13 protein-coding genes and 2 pseudogenes are annotated in these 20,255 nt (G+C 58.1%); 13 read left to right on the top strand and 2 right to left on the bottom strand.

Going from position 1 to position 20,255, the window contains the following annotated elements; genetic code table 11:
- Positions 1–294: 294 nt before the first annotated feature.
- From KVT39_RS34315 to KVT39_RS34330, 4 genes are all read left to right on the top strand, one after another.
- Positions 295–678 (top strand): hypothetical protein, encoded by a 384-nt coding sequence (locus KVT39_RS34315; protein ID WP_217591157.1) that lies wholly within the window; start codon positions 295–297, stop codon positions 676–678.
- Complete coding sequence (locus tag KVT39_RS34320; protein ID WP_217591158.1) at positions 675–1,622, top strand: TraB/GumN family protein; 948 nt, start codon at positions 675–677, stop codon at positions 1,620–1,622. The genes KVT39_RS34315 and KVT39_RS34320 overlap by 4 nt, the downstream gene beginning before the upstream one ends.
- Before the next feature lie 405 nt (positions 1,623–2,027).
- Positions 2,028–3,845 carry a hypothetical protein gene (locus tag KVT39_RS34325; protein WP_217591159.1) on the top strand — a complete coding sequence of 606 codons (1,818 nt, stop codon included), beginning with the start codon at positions 2,028–2,030 and terminating at the stop codon, positions 3,843–3,845.
- A gap of 10 nt (positions 3,846–3,855) precedes the next feature.
- Entirely contained in the window at positions 3,856–4,746 is an 891-nt protein-coding gene (locus KVT39_RS34330; RefSeq protein ID WP_217591160.1) for a DUF4238 domain-containing protein, read from the top strand.
- Positions 4,747–4,913: 167 nt separating this feature from the next.
- Here the strand turns inward: KVT39_RS34330 and KVT39_RS34335 are convergent, their stop codons facing one another.
- The gene (locus KVT39_RS34335) at positions 4,914–6,008 is read right to left on the bottom strand and encodes an IS5 family transposase (RefSeq protein ID WP_217591161.1); all 1,095 of its coding nucleotides are present in this window, start codon (positions 6,006–6,008) and stop codon (positions 4,914–4,916) included.
- Positions 6,009–6,186: 178 nt separating this feature from the next.
- On the opposite strand from KVT39_RS34335, the gene KVT39_RS34340 reads away from it, so the two are divergent.
- The 6 genes from KVT39_RS34340 to KVT39_RS34365 all read left to right on the top strand — a co-directional run bounded on the left by KVT39_RS34340 (position 6,187) and on the right by KVT39_RS34365 (position 16,745).
- Complete coding sequence (locus KVT39_RS34340) at positions 6,187–7,668, top strand: hypothetical protein (protein WP_217591162.1); 1,482 nt, start codon at positions 6,187–6,189, stop codon at positions 7,666–7,668.
- 376 nt (positions 7,669–8,044) lie between these two features.
- The gene (locus tag KVT39_RS34345; RefSeq protein ID WP_254640739.1) at positions 8,045–8,653 is read left to right on the top strand and encodes a hypothetical protein; all 609 of its coding nucleotides are present in this window, start codon (positions 8,045–8,047) and stop codon (positions 8,651–8,653) included.
- A gap of 43 nt (positions 8,654–8,696) precedes the next feature.
- Positions 8,697–9,047 carry a hypothetical protein gene (locus KVT39_RS34350; RefSeq protein ID WP_217591163.1) on the top strand — a complete coding sequence of 117 codons (351 nt, stop codon included), beginning with the start codon at positions 8,697–8,699 and terminating at the stop codon, positions 9,045–9,047.
- 387 nt (positions 9,048–9,434) lie between these two features.
- Positions 9,435–9,686, top strand: coding sequence for an RHS repeat domain-containing protein (locus KVT39_RS38705; protein ID WP_152860372.1), 252 nt, complete (start codon positions 9,435–9,437; stop codon positions 9,684–9,686).
- A gap of 84 nt (positions 9,687–9,770) precedes the next feature.
- Positions 9,771–15,758, top strand: coding sequence for an RHS repeat-associated core domain-containing protein (locus tag KVT39_RS34360; protein WP_254640740.1), 5,988 nt, complete (start codon positions 9,771–9,773; stop codon positions 15,756–15,758).
- A 36-nt stretch (positions 15,759–15,794) separates the two neighbouring features.
- The gene (locus tag KVT39_RS34365; protein ID WP_217591164.1) at positions 15,795–16,745 is read left to right on the top strand and encodes a hypothetical protein; all 951 of its coding nucleotides are present in this window, start codon (positions 15,795–15,797) and stop codon (positions 16,743–16,745) included.
- Between the two features lie 101 nt (positions 16,746–16,846).
- Here KVT39_RS34365 and KVT39_RS38170 read toward each other — a convergent pair.
- A pseudogene (locus KVT39_RS38170) lies at positions 16,847–17,500 on the bottom strand (OB-fold nucleic acid binding domain-containing protein); the annotation flags it as partial.
- A gap of 542 nt (positions 17,501–18,042) precedes the next feature.
- On the opposite strand from KVT39_RS38170, the pseudogene KVT39_RS34375 reads away from it, so the two are divergent.
- The 3 genes and pseudogenes from KVT39_RS34375 to KVT39_RS34385 all read left to right on the top strand — a co-directional run.
- Positions 18,043–18,267, top strand: a pseudogene (locus tag KVT39_RS34375) (integrase core domain-containing protein); the annotation flags it as partial.
- A gap of 84 nt (positions 18,268–18,351) precedes the next feature.
- Positions 18,352–19,311 (top strand): patatin-like phospholipase family protein, encoded by a 960-nt coding sequence (locus KVT39_RS34380; RefSeq protein ID WP_217591165.1) that lies wholly within the window; start codon positions 18,352–18,354, stop codon positions 19,309–19,311.
- A gap of 9 nt (positions 19,312–19,320) precedes the next feature.
- A complete protein-coding gene (locus KVT39_RS34385) occupies positions 19,321–20,220 on the top strand; it encodes a nucleotidyltransferase (RefSeq protein ID WP_217591166.1) in 900 nt (299 codons plus the stop codon).
- The last annotated feature ends 35 nt before the right edge of the window (positions 20,221–20,255 follow it).

The raw sequence follows: 20,255 nt of genomic DNA on the forward strand, positions 1-20,255 counted from the left end.
CCTGGCGTCCTCGAAGCTCACCTGAAAGCGACCGTTCATGCGATCCGACATGTGCATGAACGCCATTTGAAATGCCATGTCTGCGGGGGGTGGCTCAAGGTCGCCCCGGGCAACGATCGGAATCCCCGCAGTCGATTTGAATGTTATCGACCGTTCGGGTCGGTTGTCGTCCAGAATGCTAGCCAGGGCTGTCCACGCCCGCATCACCGCGATTTGCCGGTGGTCGTGCGGTACGGTGCCGACTCGCTTGCGCCCCGATACACCGAGCTCGAACCTGCAGCGAAAGGGGCGTTGATGAACAAGGTGTGGCGAGCCCTCGTTGATGCCGTGCAGCAGCCTGCGGAAAATGTCTTGCCCGCCGACTATCCGGCCTGGCACCCCATGCCGGCCGACTGCCATCTCAATGCAAGGCGATGGTGCGCGAGTTACCCCGATTTCACGATCACGCGAGGTTGGTTGCACGAGCCGTTCGCGGACAGCCCACATCGCTTCGTTGCGCACACAATCGTGCAGAGCCGTGACGGCGCATTCCGTGACGTGACTTTTGGGCAGAAGGATGCACGACTAAGGTTCGTTGTGCATCCGACCGATGACGTTGAGTTCGATCAGTTGGTTCACGCGGTTCCGTATCGGGTTACCGACCTTTCGGGCGAAAATGCAGGAGGGACGATCGCATGAAGTTGATTGCACGTTTGGCTATCGCAGCGTCGCTGTTCTCAGGCGGTGTCAGCGGCACAATGATTGCCGTCGCGGGCAGTGCAGACGGGGTTCCTGCGCTCAAAGTGACCGCGCCTGGCGGAACTACGAGCATTCTGGTTGCCAGCATGCATGTTCCCTATGCTGGTTTGCACCAGCCGCTAGCCTCCGTGCTGCGCGGAAAGTCCCGACTCGTGATCGAGAGTTCCAATACGCAGGGTCCGCAGCCGCCGACCCCAGATCCGAGGGAAATGCTGACACCGGAAGCGCTGTCGGGCTTCTATACAGGTGGCGCGTTCGCTCGTGCGCCATGGGCAGCGTCGCTGACTGACGACGACGTGGCCGTATTGCGACGCAACGGGACCTGCTCGGGTTCAGTGCTCGATGACAAAGCGACCGACTTTCTCCTCGCTATGAAAAGCCCGGCGATGGCAGCCGGGATAGCGAATGCACCCTGTGGGAGGCCGGGACAGTTGTCGCGAGACGAGATTTTCACAAAGGCCGCCACAGCGGCACGATTGCCGATCGACACGCTTGAAACCCAAGTTGCGGTTGACCGGCAGCGCAAAGCGGTTCCAGACCGAATTTACGAAGCGCAACTGCGCGGTGCATTCGGCCCCGCTGCAGCGCGCGCATTTGCCCGGACCGTGACCGCGCTGAACCAAGGTGACTACGCGACTGTCCTGGACGTGGCGAATGCCGGTTATCAGAATCCGGCCGATGCGGCGACGCTTTACCGACTGATGGTCGATGAGCGCAATCGGGCCTGGATGGTGCCGCTGCGCCGGTACCTCGACGAAGGAAATGCCGTCGTTCTGGTTGGCGCGGCGCACCTGCCTGGAAAGAGCGGGTTGATCTCCCTGCTCAGGGAGGCGGGATATCAAATTGAGCCGATTGTGTTGCCGGCAGACCCGACGCAGGGCTAGTACTCAGCTCACCAGGCCGGGCAGATCGTGGTCGAGGCGGATGCTGGGTAAATTTCGGTATGGCCCTGTATTTGCCCGGCCAATCGAATTCGGTCGGCTGATAGCTTGGACGAAGGCCCAGCGTAATAGATATGAGGAACGCAAAAGGCCCGCCAAATGGCGGGCCTCAGAAAGGTTGGGGAACAGAAAACGTAGCGGGACACCGCCCAGACCCACGCCCCTGACCCCTTAATAACCGTGCCGTCTACAAGATACAACGGGCTTGCGTGAAGTAGGACGTACTATAGGCGCGAGAAGTTCCGTGGTCAACAAAAAATGCAGCGTTGAAAATTGACCCCCGAACCAGATGCGTCGCGCAGCGCAACCTCTAAACAGCAGCAAAAAAACGACCGAGCCGCGAGTGCAATGAAGAACGACCCCAAAGTAGCACAGTATCGATTGACCCGTGAACAGGCGGTGTTCGCGAACGTCTGGTACAACATGACCTATGCCTATTCGTTGGACTCGCACCGTGTGCGTGTTATGCACGCCGTCAACATCCTCGAGGAGTTGGCGCGGCTGAATGCCTATGCGCACGCGAATGGCGAAGATCGTTGGATGGTCGCGCGTGAAGCGCTCAGCGTTCTCGAGGCGGAGGCAGTGCTCAAGCGTCCGGCCCTGGCCGCGCAAACCGACACGATTCGCACCTTGTTAGGCAAGTCCTTCGGCCCGAAGTACGACAAGGCGAGTGCCGAGAAGGGGCGCCCTCTGCTGGAGTCGTACTTGCGGGAGTACATGAGCCAGCTTCGCGGATGCTATATGGAAGAGGCTATCCAGGGCATTCACGACGCGGTGCTTGCACCCGACAACGCGCGCCTCGAGCGCGAGCGGTTTGGCGAAATTCGATCACTAACCGGAAGCCTGATCAGCTATTTGATCGCGCGAGGTCAAAGCATCGAAGGACTGTACCAACTGTACAGCCACGTCCTGGTACCTATCCGGCGGCAAAACAAGCCATACCAGTTCGCCCAACGCTTCGATTTGTTGCGGCGGTTGATCACCTCAGATAGTAGCCAATGGGCCGCGTGGTTCGCGATTGATGGTGTCAGCGATACGCAGAATTTCCCCACACACATCGGCGACATTGAATTCGCAGTGACGCCCCCTGCAGACGTTGCCGCACTTCCCGGAATGAAGGCGCAGGGGCATCGTCTCTTTGCAACCTGCGACGCCAATGCGATTGACGCTCGGACAGCTGGTCAATTGATCCATGACCGAATCAATCGCGTCATTGACCTCGTGCGCTTTGAGTACGACCGCGCGAACATCGTGGTGTCCGAGCAATTTGCGGTGCGGCGACCGGCGGAAGAGCGGTGGCGCTTGTTGCCAATTCCGAAGGTCGTACCAAACCCGCAGTCATCGGTTAGCCCATCGGAACTCGACACGTTCGCGCAAAACGTTGGGACCCTGGTGAGCGGCGATCGATTCTCGCAAGAAGGGAGGGATCGAGTACTCGCTGCGTTCCGCTTGTACCGGACGGGCGCGGACACGACCAGTTTCGAGAACAAGCTCGTCAACTGGTGGACTGGCTTGGAGTTTCTCGCAAAGGGGATGGGCGGATCCAATTCGATCTCGGATGCGGTAGAGGGCAGTGTCACGCCCGTCCTAATGGGCATTGCCGTGATCAATCACCTCGCGGCCTACCGCGAAGTGTTGCTGGAGCAGTCCGTTGAGCTCGTCGACGGGGCAAGCGGTCAGCCGATCGCACTGAAAGAGCTTAATTTCGCCCAGCTCTACGATGTCCTTGCGAATCCAGATCAACGAGGCACGATCAACCGACAGTTGCACGGTATCCCGCTCACGCAGCTGCGCTTCGATCAATTCATGGGGTACCTGGCCTCGCCTGCCGACATGGAGACTTTCCTCGCGCGATGCGAGCAAGGTCTACGCTGGCACTTGCAGCGCGTCTGGCGCGCCCGTTGCGATATCGTGCACAGCGCCGGCCGCATGGTCAACATCGCGCTGTTGTGCGCCAACCTCGAGGCGTACCTGAAGTCGGTGTTGACGGCACTGTTGTCCGCTTTCGGACGTATCCCTACGCTTGCGAGCCCGCAGGAGTTCTTTATCCGGTCAGAGCATAGCTACAACAGCGCGCGCGAAGCATTGAGGCGTGGCGATGCTGGATTGTTGAAGGCTTTTTTGACAGAGCTGAAGCCGCCGCAGGCGGCAGATACCAACGTATAAGGCAAGCGCGATGGCAAACGGGGCAGCTTCACAAGGAAATTCATTTAAAAGCAACCACTACGTCCCCCAGTTTCTGCTTCAGGCGTGGTGCGTACGGGATCCGCGTCGCAACAACGAACTACATCTTCGGCAAATTGGTCATCGGCCGCACGTTGGGGGGCCGCGGGTCTCGCCGAGGACGCCAAGCGGAGTTGCATGCGTCGACTTTCTCTATGGAGTGCAGCTTGCAGCGCGGATATCGACGAGTGTCGAACGGGATTACTTTTCGGCGCGCATCGATCGTGAAGGGTCGGATGCATATCGCACCCTGATTTCGACAGGCGTCGGCAGTCTTGACGCGGTAGGAAGAAAATCTTGGGCGCGGTTCTTGGTTGCCCAGATGGCTCGAACGCCTAACATGGTCAAGTTGCTGGAGAAGCAAATTGGCGAATCTACTGATGACGTGACCGTCGAGCAATTGACGATAGGCTTGGATCAAGAGGATCGGGAGATCGTCGAGGAGCTCGCTCAAGAAATTGGGCCGGGTGTCGTTGGAGAGGCCGCCGTTTGGTTGATTCAGATCATTAGCACGCTGGTTCGCAAAAAACCATTTCGGACGTCGAACTGGCTAATTCGCGATGCAAGTGACGCTTGTAGCGAACTACTTCTCGGCGACAACCCTCTGATCCTTAGCTCAGAGGATGAAGATCGCGACTTCATATGTGTGTTGCCGTTGACGCCGCGCAAGCTATTTCTTGCGGCGTCGAGCGCTGCCCGCGCTGACCAGCTGAAGCAGGTATCGATCAACACGCTCGTGAAAGAGACCAATCGGTACACGACATCGCAAGCGGCGCAGAGCGTCTTTGCGACGGACGAGAGCCTACAGATGTTCATTGTCAAGCATCTGCGCCAAACTCCATAACCGGGCCTAGCAGGCTGTTGAAAAGCGCCTCGCTTTGGCGATCGGGGCACTGTTTAAAAGGGTTCCGTATGCGATTGGCCGTTGAGTTTCAGACGAATCGTGCCGGATGCCCCGCTGGCGAGCGGGCCGGCCGGCGCGTTGCCACGCAACTGCTGCGCTCGGGCGGCTCATCGCGTCGCTCCTTGCGGCACCGCTGCCAGTATTCGGGCCATTCGAGTCAGGTTGCTCGCCAGCATCGTCAGCTTGAAGTGCTGGTCGACCCGTTTGATGCCGCGATACGCGGTCTGCCGAATCCTGCCGACGGTCTTGCCCCAGCCGAAGTGCTCTTCGATTCGCTTGCGAATCACTTGGCTGATGCCATAACCGGCGTGCCGCGACGTCCGTCCGTCGATCGCGCTGCCGCCTTGATGCGTGTCGTTGCGCGCGACGTGCGGCGTCACTTTGCGCGTTCGGCAATCCCGCACAAAGTCGCGCATGTCGTAACCCTTGTCGGCACCGAGCGTCTTGGCGTGACGACCCGGCACGCAATCGAGCAGGCGCAATGCACTCGCGCGTTCGCCGAAACCGTCCGCGTGACTGACCACGGCGCCGACCACCAAGCCCGAGCGGTTCTCCATCAGGATGTGCCCCTGATAACAAAGGATGGCTCCGCTTTGTCGTCCCTTTCGGAACAGGCGCGCATCCGGATCAGTGCTCGATTCATGCGTGTCGTTGCTGCGCCGTTTGCCCTTCCAGTCGGTGTCGACATTGCGGCCGCCGCCGGCCGGCGGATCGTCCGAACCGTCCTTGGGCCGGAAGCTCTTGGGGCTGGCCCACGCCTGGATCAACGTGCCATCGACCGAGAAGTGTTCTCTGGAGAGCAGCCCTTGCTTGTCGGCCAAGCTCATGACTTCGGTAAAGAACGCTTCGACCACTTCGTGCTCGAGCAGACGATCCCGGTTCTTGGAGAACACCGAGTGGTCCCAGACGGCGTCTTCGATCGCCAGTCCGAAGAACCAGCGGAACAGCAGGTTGTAGCGCATCTGCTCCATCAGCATGCGCTCGCTGCGCACCGAGTACAGCACCTGCAGCAGCAACGCACGCAGCAGCTTCTCAGGGGGAATCGACGCACGGCCGCTGTCTGCGTAAATCGTGCCGAACAATCCGTTAAGTCGCTTCAGCGCTTGATTGACCAGCAACCGAAGTGGTCGCAACGGATGATCGGCCGGCACGAAGTCTTCCAGCTTCACCGTCGTGAACAGCGGTTCTTGCATCTCGTCCATTCCGCGCATCGCTCTCGCCTGCCCAAGATCATGAACACGATATCTCTAACTCACTGCCCTCAGGGCCCGTTTACACCGTATCCAATTTCAACAGCCTGCTAGGTGACGAATCCGTACCAAGGCATTTCTCGTCGGTGCGTGACGAGATGCAAAAGAACACAACACCAAGACTTGAAAAATGGCTGGCGATCTCGCAAACCCGCACGATTTCTGGAAAGCGACATGTGGCGTCGATACTTATGCTCGAAGTCGTGATCATGCGCGCGTTGATACTCCGTGGAATGCATTTTCACGAGAAAAATCGGCACTGATTTGCACGCTGTGGCTCGATCGTATTGTGACGGTAAGAGACCCCGATGAAGCACGCGAGCGCCGTTTCGTTCGTCTCGGAGGGCGATCGCGGAAGTGGGAGGGGCCAGCGATCGCGCATGGCCGAGATGCCCGGGCCAATCTCGAAGAGGCAATTAAATCGCATATTCCGGTTTATGGCTATGAGGCCGAGGCGATCAAGGCCGCGCTTGAGCGAGGAGAAAGGAAGGTCAAGCATATCTATCTGCGCCGCGCCAACCGATTACTTCCGCATATCGGACTGCGTGCCGCGGACCTCGACGAGCGCCTGAATCTCGAAGCGGTTTTCCGTAGCAACGAGATCCATGACGATATCGACCCGAACATGCGGGCGATCTTGTTTGAACTTGTAGATGAGAATGTCACGGAGGTTCCTGGCACGTTGGACACGAGCTGCATCGCGGGCAACGAGCCGGATGATCCGGATTCCCTCGATGACGAAGTTGAAGAACAATCGACTACTGAAGAGTATGCAAGCTTGGCTCTATCTATACTGATCGACCACGTATTGCGGCAGCAAGACGGGGTCATGTCGTTGATCACATACAAGCGACTCGCAGAATTGATCGGTCGAAGAAACAAGCATGGTGAACCGTGGGCCCGTGGTCTCGGCCGGGTGCTTGGGGCGGTTACTCGCTCGATCGACAGGGCGACGGCAGGGTGGACTTCGCCGCCGCCTTTTCTTACTACGATCGTGGTGAGAGGATCGGGGGCCGAGAAGGGGCTGCCAGGTCCTGGTATTAAAGAAGTTTGGACGGGATACGAAACGCTATCTCGAACTGGCAAAATTGCGAAGCTAAATAGCGAATACGTCCGAATTCTGCAGTATGGGGCGCGGTGGAATGCCGTGCTGGAAGCAATGGGACATTCTCCGATCACTGACGGGACAACTGCGCTTGAGGGACGGGGCGGGGGCTGGGGAGGCGGCGAATCCGACGCGCACAAGGCGCTCAAGCAGTTCGTGTTGACTCATCCAGAACTCGTTGGTGCAGATGGAGCATGGCGTGCGGAGCTTGAGTATCCGCTGCGCTCAGGCGATGTTGTGGATGTTATGTTCTTACACGATGACGTTTGGATTGCCGTCGAAGTGAAGTCCCGCGTCTCCGATCTCAACGTCACCGACTATGAGCGCGGTCTTTACCAGGCGGTCAAATATGATGCCGTCCTTCGTGCGCAGGCTCGAATCGATCGCATTGAGGCGCCACCTGAAATCCGTGTCTACTTGGTATTGGAAAATCAACTGCCGGACGAGTATTGTGACGCCGCTCGCGAGCTGCACGTGCAATACATCGAGAACGCCATGGGTCAGTGATCTTGCTGCGGTAGGTGTCTTATTGCGTCCGTGCGTTGAACCGTTCCGAACGAAATCGACCGGAAAAAGGAATCAGAAATGAGCGACTACTTCAGTGATCGAGAACTTGGACCGAAGCCTAGGACAGAGCAAGATATGACGCCAGTCGCATGGGCAGGGATAGTGGCTCTTGTCGGCTCGCTCGCCGATGGAGGCGCCTTCGGGGCGAGCTTCCCAGAGCGGTGTCCAGATGGGCAGGGAGTATGTGGTAATGAGATCGAGCGATTGAAGCAAGTGATGGAATCGGAAATCCATGGCCTTATATGGCCGCTTCAAACCGAGATCGAGGTACTATACCCTTCTGAGGCAAGCGCGGTGCCCGGCCACGCTTGTCTCATTGGACTTTGTCGAGTTCGTCTGGAGGAATGTCGCGCAGCCAACCAACGTCGGAAAATTCCACGACTATTATCGCCACTTCCACCTTGAATTTGACGTGGATTCCGGCAGGGCTGCATTCGCCCAGAACGTGAATCGGATTTTTGCTCGGAACAGTTTGGCGTACGAGTTGGGGTACGATGGGCGCATTCGCCGCATACTTCCCGCCGTCCTGGGTGAAGCCTTGAGCCGCACGTATTTCAACACAACGGACCGGATTCTGGATGTGATGCTTGAGGAGGGTCGGCAGAAGTTTTCGTCACCCGATCCGTTGATCAGGCGTGAAGGGCTTGAAAGGCTGATCGATAGTTGGGAACGGATCAAGACGTTAGCCGATGCCGATAAGGCCGTCTCCATAAAGCGGATTCTTGACGCGAGCGCAACGGAGCCCGCTTTTAGAGAGCTGCTCGAGTCGGAGAGCAGGGAGCTGACGCGAATCGGCAACAGTCATTTGCTACGCCATCACGAGCGCAATCAGACGCCTGTCATTGATGCGCAGCACGTTGACTATCTTTTTCATCGGTTGTTCGCGCTAGTGGAGTTGGTCATTCGCAAGAATTCGCCTCGTTGATCAAGGTGAAGTACAAGGCCGAGATTGAGCGATCGTACTCGGCATGATCGACGCGGCCGGGAAGTGGGGGCTTGACGTGTATCGGGCGCGCGTGATCGCGCAGACGGACAGTGGCCGCCGCGCTCTCGACAATGCCGAGCAGCTCGAGACGTATGCGTATCGCTGTCGGCAACTGATCAACGAGAACGCCTATGCAGCGGCGCAGATCGCACCGTGGAGCCAACCCGAATGCTTTGAGTTCGCGCTGCCTGACCTGGCCGATGCGGTGACGACCGGACAAGGAGTGCGGCACTTGTCGTTCGAAGCGAACTACCGGGGCCTGCAGCGCGAGATCGGGGACGTTAACCGGCAGGTCAGTGAGTGCAGCGAAATCCAAGGACAAACACTTCGATAAGCGTTCACAGCGACCGATAGGGCGCTGATCGAGCACCGCGGGCAGGAAATGGCACAAGTCGAGTTGTCGATCCAGGCCGGCCCGACCTCGTCGCGACCACTGCTCCGGCTAGGTTCCAGGGCTGCAATGACCGGCTGGCCGCTCTGGGCGGGAGCCAATTGAGACCACGTATTGGCAAAATCTGCTCGGTGTCGATATCTGCTCACCAGTCGAACAGTGGTAAACCCTAGTATTCGGGGGCGCACCCGTTTTGATATGTTCATTTCGCGGTGCTCATTTATGCCGCTTAAAAATGTAAAATTGTAAATTCGGGCGCGGCAAATGACGATTTCCCGGATGCCGGCAATTTTCTAGAAATATCAAAGACCGAGAGAATCTGGGGGCAACATGCGTCATCCGAATTCTGAGCTTGCTCGGCGCCCGGGCAAGAAAGCCGTGCGCCAGTTCATCCGAAGCGCCACGGCTCTGGCGTTGCTCCTCGCAAGTGCCGCTGCGAGTTCCGGTTCTATCAGCTACACCTATGACTCCTTGGGCCGGCTGACGAAGGCCGTCTTCAATAACGGTTCCAGCACCACCACTGTCACCTACAATTACGACGCGGCGGGTAATCGCACGTCGGTTTCCACCACCTCCCCATAGCGTCGTTTCGCATCCCGCGGTCTTGCACGCTTCGCTCTTAGCTATTTCGCATTCCATATTAACGTGATATTCACGGGGGACGTTATGTCCAGGCTCTCGCGCGCCGCTTTCCAGAACACCGTCAATCTTTTCGTTTTCGTAGGTTTGACGGCGTTCGGATCGATTAGCTTTGCCGCTCCTATTCAAACCGTGTTGCCGCTGCCGAAAAAGGCAGGAACGGAGTGGATGTTGGGCGCCCAGCCACCGTCGCCGAAGTCTGCAAAACACTTCGTTGGAAAAGAGTCACCAGCCACCGGCGTCGGGCAACCGGTGACATTCGTGAGCGGGAAGCCGGCGATTGCCTATTCTCAGGAGCGCCTTTCGGCACTCGCCAACTCGCAGGGACCTGGCAGAAATGCAGTCAATTTGTTTCCGATCTCTGGTCGGGATTGGGAGCAATCCCGTGCGCGAGTCGTACTTCCAGCCAAAGTCAATCAAGGTGCGACGGTCGAAACGAAGACCGTTGCTCCGTCCACCCGCACCGGCCGCACGAATGTCGTGAGCGCTGATGGAAATGTGAGTCCGCAAGGTCCGGCGTCGATCGCAGAACTGGCGCGTGCGTTGAATTTCAACCCGGACGTGATCTATCAGTACGTCCACAACAACGTCGAGGTGTATCCGATTTACGGTACTCAGAAGGGTTCATTCGGCGCCGTGCTCGACAATCAGGGGACCGTCTACGATCAAGCCATGTTGATGGTCGATCTCCTCCGAGCATCCGGCTATACAGCGAGCTTCACGACGGGGGTGATCAAGTACACGGCCGCGCAATTCAACTCGCTTTACGGCGTCGACACGTCAAATGTATGTGGGGTGCTGAATCTGTTAGGCAAGGGTGGAATTCCCATCTATGCGGCCACGGCAGTGAATCCGGGGCAGTGTCCCGGTAACACTTCGGCATTGGTTGATGTGTCCCTGGCGCACGTCTGGGTGAAGACGGTAATTAACGGTACGACCTACTATTTCGATCCGAGCTACAAAACGCATTCATTCAAAACGGGAATCAATCTCGCCAGTTCCAGCACTACAGGCTACGACGCGACGACGTATCTGAATTCGGCAAAGAGCGGTGCGAGCATCACCGCGAATTACGTACAGAACATCAATCGCACAAATATTCGGAACAACCTGACGACCTACGCCAATAACCTCGCTGCGTATTTGCGAGCGAACATGCCGACGGCTACGGTTGACGATGTCGTGGGTGGCAAGTCAATCGATCTGATCTACGGGGCCATCCCGCATTACACGTCGCCACCGCTGCAAAACACGGCTTACGCACTTCAGGATCAGACGGATGTTCCGATATCCATGAAGGCGACGTTGCGAATCCAATATCAAGGGATCGACCAGACGTACACGTCGGATGCGATCTACGGTCATCGGCTGACCATAACGTACAACTCAGCCAATCAGCCGATCCTCACACTCGACGGTGCCGCGGTTGGTAGTCCTGGCACGGCCCCTCCTTCTGGCGCGTCGACGACCCTCACCCTTACTGCGACGCACAACGCATATGGTACGACAGCTGCAAACCTGACTATCAATCAAACGATTGTCGCGAAACCCGGGAACGTGTTCACGATTGCGAATGCGTGGGGACCAACTGGTCGTGGTCTCCCGAACTCTTATCAAACCGCGCTCGCCAACCTGCGAGCGGCCGGCGTGGCCGACACATCGGAGGCGGTGGGAGGGACAACATTGGCTGTTCTCGCTGCACATTGGCTTGGTCAAACGTCTCGAATGCAGTCCCTGAGTGAGCGTCTGTCCAATACCTCGATCTTGGTTCACCACGATATCGGGATCGCCGGTTATACCGGCGCCTCCTCCTACGTCGACCTGCCCGGCGGCACATTTGGAGTGGCGAGCGTCTCCGGTGACTCGAATAGCGAGACCATCGCCTTTTACCAACAGGGGATGCACTCGAGCATTTTAGAATCGACTGTTGTGCAACAGATCAGTTCCGTTTCAGCCGCATCCACGGTGAAATTGATCGATGCGGCTGCGGCAGCAGGTCAGCCGATCTACAACGCAACATCGGCAAACTATTCCACCGCCGTTCAGCCGAATCTGGTGAATTGCAGCAATTATTACGGCACGTTCAGTTCGTACCTGTCTAGCGGGTTCAATCTGATTTTGCCGCAGCACTGTGATCTGACTGAGAACAGTTGGACCGGTGTTGGCTACTTCGTGCAGAGCCCGGTCTTTCTGGGTGCACTGATCACTGGAAACCTCGCCGGGGGATTCATGACTCTGGGTCAGTATCTCTCCACGCTTTCCCCGTTGGCGCAGGTCGCGTCGCCGTTTCCGCCGTCGATGTACAACCTTCCGGTCACCGTCCTCAATAATGGCGCCCTTCAAATTGGGCCTTCCCTCCAAGGCGAACCACTCAATTATGCCGGCGACCCGATCGGTCTAGCGGCCGGGAATTTTACGTACAGTCGCGATGACATTTCGTCAGGTGTGGGTCTCTTTCCGCAGCGCCTCACCTTCAGCCGTATGTATAGTTCGAGCGCCAAGAATCAGGACAGTGTGCTCGGCAAGGGCTGGGCTCACAATTTCAACGCGACGGCGAAAGTAAATTCCGACGGTTATCAGGGGATGGGGGAAGATTCTGCGCTCGATGCAGTAGCTGCGTTGGTCGAGATGAAGGCATCGTCAGATTTGCTTGTGGATGCGTCACATCCAATTGAAAAATTGGTCATCGCGACTTTGGGGCAACGGTGGTTCGGCGATCAGCTGATCAACAATACCGTGATCGTCACACAAGGTCTGAATGGCGAGGTGTTCGTGAAGTTGCCAGACGGCAGCTACAACCCGCCCCCGGGGAATTCTTCGAAACTGATACTGAACGGGGATAGCACTTACAGCTACGACACTGTTCACCACAACACGATGCACTTCAATTCGTCGGGGAACATCGATACCTACAAAGACGCCAACGGCACTCAGGTCAACTACAGCTACACCGGAAGCAACTTGACCAGCGTCAGCAACGGCTTCTGGCGCACGCTAAATTTCAGCTACGCGAACGGACGGATTAGCCAGGTCTCCGACGGCGCTCGAACGGTCCAATATGGCTACGACACGAATGGCAATCTGACGACCTTCACCGACACGATGTCGAAGAGTACGACCTACGGCTATGGGTTGCCAGGTCAGATGACACAAATCTTTTATCCGAGCTTCCCGTCCACTGCGGGCGTCACAAATGTCTATGACAGCCTGGGACGAGTCCAAACACAGACGAATGCGCGTGGTAAAACGTATAGCTACTACTTCGCCGGATCACGGGCTCTTGAATCCGCACCCGGGGGTATCACGAGGCTCAGCTATCTTGATGTGCTCGGGAATGTGTTGCAGCAAGCGGACCCGCTGTTCAACGTCACGCAATTCGCTTACGACGGACAAGGACGGCTGATCACCAAGATTTTGCCCCAGGGGAATGGCTTCTCGTACACGTACGATGATGCATCCTGTGCGAGCTCGGAGAAACGCTGTACGCAGAACGTGAAGTCGATCACGCAGTTCGCACCGTCCGGTTCCGGTCTCGCACCACTCATTCGAAGCTTCACCTATGAGAGTGCATACAACAAAGTTGCAACGGAAACCGATGCGCGCGGCAATGTCACGACGTACACCTATGCACCCTGGGGCGACATCGCGACAGTGACGTCTCCGGTCGATGCGAGCGGCGTGGCACCGTGGACGGCCTACGATTACTACTCGTGGACGCCGACCGGTTTTCCTACGATGTATCTGGTGTGGAAGACGACCGTTAAGACGAGCGCATCGAATTCTACCGCGACGACGAGGACCTATGATTGGGCGCACCACGAAGTACCGGCGACCTCGACAGTCGACGCCGGCTCTGGAACGCTCAATCTCACGACCAGCTACATCTACGACGACATCGGCAACCTGACCGTAGTGGACGGGCCGCGCACCGATGTGGTCGATACGGTGACAACGAGCTACGACAGTGAACGGCGCCCAACCGTCGTGACGGATGCGCTCGGGAAGCAAACACAGACGACTTATGACGCCGACGGTCGCCCAACTGCCGTCGCGCGGCAGATCGGCACCCAGTGGTTGACGAGCTGCTCGCGTTACAGCGCGACAGGGAAAGTCATCCGGGCCTGGGGTCCGTCGCTGACGGCGTCGGCGACGACCTGCCCAGCCGAGGCAGCGCCGGTCCCGATCACGGATACCGCGTACGACGATCTGGATCGCCCGTATCAGAAAACGGAGTACCTTGCGGCCGCAGACGGCGGTAACCGGGTCACCACAACGGTGTACAACGTCGACGACACCATCAACACGATTCAGAAGGCGACGGGTACGGCGCAACAGCAGAATTACGTGCAGTACACCTATACGCCGAACGGCAATCTCAACTCAAGCGCCGACGCGAAGAACAATCTGACCGTCTATGAATACAACGGCTTCGATCGCCTGACCAACCGGTACTACCCGCTGCCAAATACACCGGGTTCCGCGAACAGCAGCGATTACGACGGCTACACGTACGACGCGAACGGCAATGTGTCGGCCATCCGCAAGCGTAGCGGCGACACGATCACCCAGACTTGGGACAATCTGAATCGCTTGACGGCACGCACTTATCCGAACAGTGCGAGCAATGTTCAGTTCGGGTATGACCTGCGCGGGCTGCGCACTGCGTCCCAATACGCGAACGGAAGCTACGCGGTTTCCTATGCGTGGGACAACGCAGGCCGGCTGCTCAACACATCGGCGGGTGGAAAGACGCTCAATTTCCAGTATGACGCTGCGGGTAATCGCACGCAGACAACGTGGCCCGACGGGTTCAACACGACCACCAGCTACGATGCGCTGAATCGGCCGAGCGTGATCAAGGAGAACGGAAGCGCGGCGCTCGCGACGTACAACTACGACGACCTGAGCCGGGCAACCACGATCACGTTCGGAAACGGGACATCGGTTCAACGCGGGTACGATAATCAAGGCGGGCTCTCGACGCTGACGAACGCGTTGACGGCAGCTGGCGATCAGGTGCAGTACACGTACGCGCGCAACCAGGTCCTCGACGTGACCAGCGTCACGCCGAGCAATCTCGCGTACCAGTGGAGTGGCGGGACCATCGGCACCCAGAGCTACACCGCGGATGGCCTGAATCGCTACACAGCTGCAGCCGGAAGCTCAGTCGGATACGACAACAACGGGAATGTGGCGAGCTACGGTGGTTGGACGTACGCCTACGATCTCGACAATCGTCTCGTATCCGGAACCACTGGATTATTTTCAACGGTCAGCCTAGCGTACGACGCGGAAAATCGGTTGCGCCAGACGGTCGAGCCCAATGGCCTCGGCAGTCTCACGACGAATATGCTGTACGACGGGACGAAGCTCGTTGCCGAATACGATTCGTCAGGCAACGTGCTGAGGCGTTATGTGCATGGCTCGGGTGTGGACAACCCACTCGTCTGGTACGAGGGCTCGGGGACCACGAGCAAGAATTGGTTCTACACGGATCAATTGGGCAGCGTTGTCGCGACGGCCAATGCAACAGGGGGCAAGACAGCGACCTATACCTACGGCCCGTTTGGCGAGCCGAATGCAACGACCGGCATTCGATTCCGGTACACCGGGCAGCAGCTCATCGGTTCGCTCGGACTGTACTACTATAAAGCGAGGTTCTATTCGTCTGGGCTGGGGCGGTTCTTCCAGACGGATCCGATCGGATACCAGGACGATCAGAACTTATATGCATACGGCGGAAACAATCCTATTAACCGATCCGACCCGTCTGGGCAATCAGGCGTCGTCACTGGGGAAAGCTACAGTGTTGCCGGCAACTTCGGTGACCGTCCTTGTCAAGGACCTCTGTGCAAGTCGGGAGGGAACTATGGGGACACGGGCATGTACTACATAGGTAACGGTTATAGGTGTTGGGGATGTGCAGTCTTTTTGACCGGGATGGAGGGTCAGCCCTACTCAGACCAGAAGCAGGTTCTTCAACCATTCTTGGCCCAACCGGGTAGTGGCGACTGATGATGACAAATTAGGCGGAATTTAGAGGAAGTGCGAATGCTTGACTACGCAATCGAACCTATTCACAACGAGCTTGCCTTTCCAGTTGCGTCTTTTAGGGTTTCCGTTGATGAATTGAGGGATATTCTCGGGGACTCCGCGAGCGCCGTTGAATCAATGAAGGGCCCGGGCTGGACAATGTTTGACTCGGCGGAGTTTGCAAATTTGAATTCATTTTTGAAAAATTTCGTCGAATTTGAACCACGATTTTTCGGCGTTTCAATATTTGAACGCGACGACCGTAGACCACCATATCTCATTCATACAGGATTTGAGGCTCCTCTTTTTATCAATGGAAAAAAGAAGCTCGGATGGCTTGATCTATCACCCGGCATGAGTTTGTTCGAAAAGTTCAGGATGGAATGTTTAGAGCGCCTCGTGAATCAAGGTGAACTAGAAAAGTATGACCGCACGATAATAGATGGTGATGGTGCTCGTGGGCGGATTTTTTATTCCTCGCCTGGGGAAGGATGGCGCGTGAAGACGTACGAAGTGCTCCAGAAGGTTTCGGCTACTACCGGCGGATGGAATAGTGGGTATGAAGAAATGCTCGGTGCTCTCATGGGGTACAGCGACGATGAGAATCGATGGTGGATTTTGGATTGTATGAGCCGCGATATTTTTCCAAGCGGAATGCGGTTCTACTGTGCCCTCGAATCTGAAGATCTAGAATTTGTCAGAAATGGCGGCAACAAAATTCTTCCTTGGCGAGCAAGAGATCCTATTATTTTGCACTGGGGGGTATCGGAAAGCGATGAATTTTATAAATCGATGATTGCGGAGGCGCCAAAAAAAACTGGAGTTGTAAGGATTGTTGCATCACTTTCGGAGGTGAAAGCAATAGCGATCGAAATTGGTAGTCAAGTTTATAAAATTAATTTCAAGTCAATTCCTGAACTAAATAAAATAATACGCGGAGAAATTAAAATTGTGCACGAAAGACTATGAGGTCGGTAGTGGCTTTATTGCCTAAGATATACATTTTTTGTTAGGTATGAGCTCGTTCTTGGATCTCGCGGTCGCCGTGACCCTGTTCTGTGTGTCGCTTGTCAGCAAAACTCCCGTGCTGTCGTCGGTAGTGCACCAAGTAACGCGGTCCGGTCGACGAGCTTGCTCGCGATCAGATGACGGACCTTGTCCTCGGCCTGCCATACGCCATAGACGGCGAGCAGCGCGGCTGCCGAGCGTTTCCTTCCGATACGTTTCCAGCTGTTTGGGCCACAGGATCACATTCACCTCGCCTGTTTCGTCCTCGAGCGTCATGAACAGCACGCCATTGGCCGTGCCCGGTCGCTGCCGCACCGTGACCAGTCCGCACGCGCGCGAGCTGCCCGTTGTGCAGCGTCGCCAGCTGTTCGGCCGACTGCAGGTGGTGATCGCGCAGTATCGCCAGCGGATGCCGGCCGAGGGTGAAGCCCATCGCGCGGTAGTCCGTCACGATCTCCGTTCCCTCGGAGGCTGATGGCAGCGCCGGCGCCGCGTCATCACGTTCCGTGCCGTGCAGCACGCCGTACGCCGGTTGCCGCCCGCGAGCGTGCGCAGCGCGCGAGATCAGCGACGTCGACGAACGGCAGTACCTGTTGCGAGCTCGGTGCGGTCGGCCACGTCTTCGAGTATGCTGCGCAGCAGTGAAAGGCCAAACCCCGCACCGGTGCCGTCGCCCCTTCGATTGCGGAATGCCACACGCTCACGGTGACGTCGACCAGGTACGGCTCGTGCGAAGAAGCAAGCGGATCACTGTGTCGCGATGGTGCGCGCGGTGGGGGGGGGCGGCGCAACGGACCGCGAGGCCGGACGGGCCCAGGGGCTCGCGTATTCGATCGCTGCACGTGCGGTACCAACACATTGTCATTCCTGCACGCGGCGACACGGCGACGCCCTTGCACGATCCGTTTGGGCGTATCCATTCGGACGCGACGCAGGTCAGCGGATAGCGGTTGCAGACCGATGAACTGCAGAAGCCAGAGGCAACACCCATGGCATTAACACTGGGGCTTCCCAGTGGTCGGCATGTCAATCAGCATCATCTTGATTATAAAGCGTATTTCTCAGGGGCCTGACCGCAAGCCCTTGTCGGAGCTAGATCGCCATACATCGGTAAAACGCACCAAAATCAAAGGGACCCCTTGTGGCCGTACCCCGTCGCGGTCGCGGCACCGAACTGCAAACCCACGGTTGATTTGTAGACAGCAACATACTAGCTAGCGCGCCTGTGAACACTGCTAGCGCTAATTGTGAGCGCCTATACAAACTTCCGCGGGCGCATTGTCCGCAGACCAACGGAAAGGCTAGACGCTTTATCCAGTCAGCTTCACGTGAGTGCGGCTACGCGCGGACATACCAAAGCTCGGCCCATCGCAACGAAGCCTGGGCCAGTTGGCAGCACCACTACAACTGGCATCGAGCTCATAGCGCCATCGGCGGCAAAGTGCCGATGGCTAGACTTCCCGCCTCGAGAAACAACCTCTAGACGCTTCACAACCAGCCTATTAACGCGAGCGGCCAGCGCACCGTATTGTTGCTGCTACACTGGCGCGGTGACGGGGGGCGTTACATGAGCGAGACAAACGCAGGGCGCGACGCGCCGGCGGCGGCCAGGAGGCCTTGCAGGATTCTTTCGCTGGACGGCGGCGGTGCCAAGGGTTTTTATACGCTGGGAGTGCTGCGCGAGATCGAGGCGATGGCGGGGCGGCCGCTGTGCGAGTGCTTCGATCTGATCTTCGGTACCAGCACCGGGTCCATCATCGCCAGCCTGCTCGCCCTGGGCTACGAGGTCGAGGCGATCCACGCGCTCTACCAGCGGCATGTACCGACGGTCATGGCGCAACGCCGGGCGAGGGATCGCACGGCCGCGCTGGAAGCGCTCGCCACCGAACTATTCCAGGAGCGCACCTTCGCCGACGTGAAGACCGGCATTGGCGTCGTGGCGACCCGCTGGATGACCGAGAAGCCGATGATCTTCAAGGGCAGCGCGGCCCAGGCCCACGGGCGCGCGGCCACCTTCGTGCCGGGCTTCGGCGTGACCCTGGCCAAGGCCGTGCAGGCGTCCTGTTCGGCCTTTCCGTTCTTCGAGCGCACCTTCGTGACTACCGCGGCCGGGGATCGTGTCGAGTTGGTCGACGGCGGCTACTGCGCTAACAATCCCACCTTGTACGCGATCGCCGACGCGGTCGTCGCGTTGGAGCACGCGCACGAGGATCTGCGCGTGGTCAGCATCGGCGTGGGCGTCTACCCGGAGCCCAAGCGAAGCTGGACGATGCGGCTCGCCAAGAAATACCTGCTCAGCGTGCAACTGCTGCAGAAGACCCTGGAAATCAACACGCAGTCGATGGACCAGCTGCGCGAGGTGCTGTTCAAGGACGTGCCCACGATCCGCATCAGCGACGTGTTCGAGCGTCCAGAGATGGCCACCGACCTGCTGGAGCACGACCTCGCCAAGCTCAACCTGCTGCGCCAGCGCGGCAGCGAATCCTTCGCCACCCGCGAGGCGGCGTTGCGAGCGTTCCTGCGGTAAGGAGACCGTATGCCCATTTCCGAAGCGCAGTTGGAAACCTGGTCGCACCAGGGGGCCATCCGTGGGTCGAGCCTGACCTATCAGGCGATCAAATCCACGCTGGAGGACGCGGACAGTCCCTATGCAGGCAAGAACGTCGAGGTGTTCCTGCAGGGCTCCTACGGCAACGCCACGAATATCTACGCCGAGAGCGATGTCGACGTGGTGATCCTGCTGAAGGACTGCTTCCAGCAGGACCTGAAGGCGTTGAGCGAGGAGCAGAAAACCGCCTGGCGGGCGGCGTATTACGATGCGGTGTATACGCACCGGGATTTCAAGAAGGACGTGGTGTCGGTCCTGACGGACGCCTACGGCGGTGACGTCACGGTCGGCGACAAGGCGATCGCCATCGCCGCGCGCGGCACGCGCCGCAAGGCGGATGTGATCGCTGCGATCGGCTACCGGCGCTACTACCGCTTCAACGGCCTGCGCGACCAGTCCTACGACGAAGGTATTTGTTTCTACGACGCGGCAGGGACGCGGATCGCCAACTATCCCAAGCAACACGCCGAGAACCTCACCGCCCAGCACCAGGCCACCCAGCGGCGGCTCAAGCCGATGGTGCGGATCTGGAAGAACCTGCGCAGCGCGCTGGTCGAGGCGGGCGCGATCGAGGCCGGCAGTGCGCCGTCCTATTATCTCGAGGGCCTGTTGTACAACGTGCCGGTGGACAAATTCGTCGGCAGCTACGTCGAGTCCTTCGTCAACGCCTACAACTGGCTGGCGACGGAGGCGGACAGGACCCAACTGGAGTGTGCCAACCGGCAGTACTACCTGCTGCGCGACAACGCGCCGACCTGCTGGGCTCCGGCGCAATGCGAGGCCTTTCTCGCGGCGACCCTGGCGTATTGGGATGGTTGGGGCGCATGACGGCGCGTAGGCGGCGAGTGGGTCGATCCGGATCA

The sequence above is a fragment of the Burkholderia sp. GbtcB21 genome (genome assembly GCF_019091065.1).
GTDB lineage: Bacteria > Pseudomonadota > Gammaproteobacteria > Burkholderiales > Burkholderiaceae > Burkholderia > Burkholderia pyrrocinia_C.

Excerpts from the sequence above, each read along its gene's own strand:
- KVT39_RS34315 (WP_217591157.1), top strand. The coding sequence starts at position 295 with ATGAACAAGGTGTGGCGAGCCCTCGTTGATGCCGTGCAGCAGCCTGCG.
- KVT39_RS34320 (WP_217591158.1), top strand. The coding sequence starts at position 675 with ATGAAGTTGATTGCACGTTTGGCTATCGCAGCGTCGCTGTTCTCAGGC.
- KVT39_RS34325 (WP_217591159.1), top strand. The coding sequence starts at position 2,028 with ATGAAGAACGACCCCAAAGTAGCACAGTATCGATTGACCCGTGAACAG.
- KVT39_RS34330 (WP_217591160.1), top strand. The coding sequence starts at position 3,856 with ATGGCAAACGGGGCAGCTTCACAAGGAAATTCATTTAAAAGCAACCAC.
- KVT39_RS34335 (WP_217591161.1), bottom strand. The coding sequence starts at position 6,008 with ATGGACGAGATGCAAGAACCGCTGTTCACGACGGTGAAGCTGGAAGAC.
- KVT39_RS34340 (WP_217591162.1), top strand. The coding sequence starts at position 6,187 with ATGGCTGGCGATCTCGCAAACCCGCACGATTTCTGGAAAGCGACATGT.
- KVT39_RS34350 (WP_217591163.1), top strand. The coding sequence starts at position 8,697 with ATGATCGACGCGGCCGGGAAGTGGGGGCTTGACGTGTATCGGGCGCGC.
- KVT39_RS38705 (WP_152860372.1), top strand. The coding sequence starts at position 9,435 with ATGCGTCATCCGAATTCTGAGCTTGCTCGGCGCCCGGGCAAGAAAGCC.
- KVT39_RS34360 (WP_254640740.1), top strand. The coding sequence starts at position 9,771 with ATGTCCAGGCTCTCGCGCGCCGCTTTCCAGAACACCGTCAATCTTTTC.
- KVT39_RS34365 (WP_217591164.1), top strand. The coding sequence starts at position 15,795 with ATGCTTGACTACGCAATCGAACCTATTCACAACGAGCTTGCCTTTCCA.
- KVT39_RS34380 (WP_217591165.1), top strand. The coding sequence starts at position 18,352 with ATGAGCGAGACAAACGCAGGGCGCGACGCGCCGGCGGCGGCCAGGAGG.
- KVT39_RS34385 (WP_217591166.1), top strand. The coding sequence starts at position 19,321 with ATGCCCATTTCCGAAGCGCAGTTGGAAACCTGGTCGCACCAGGGGGCC.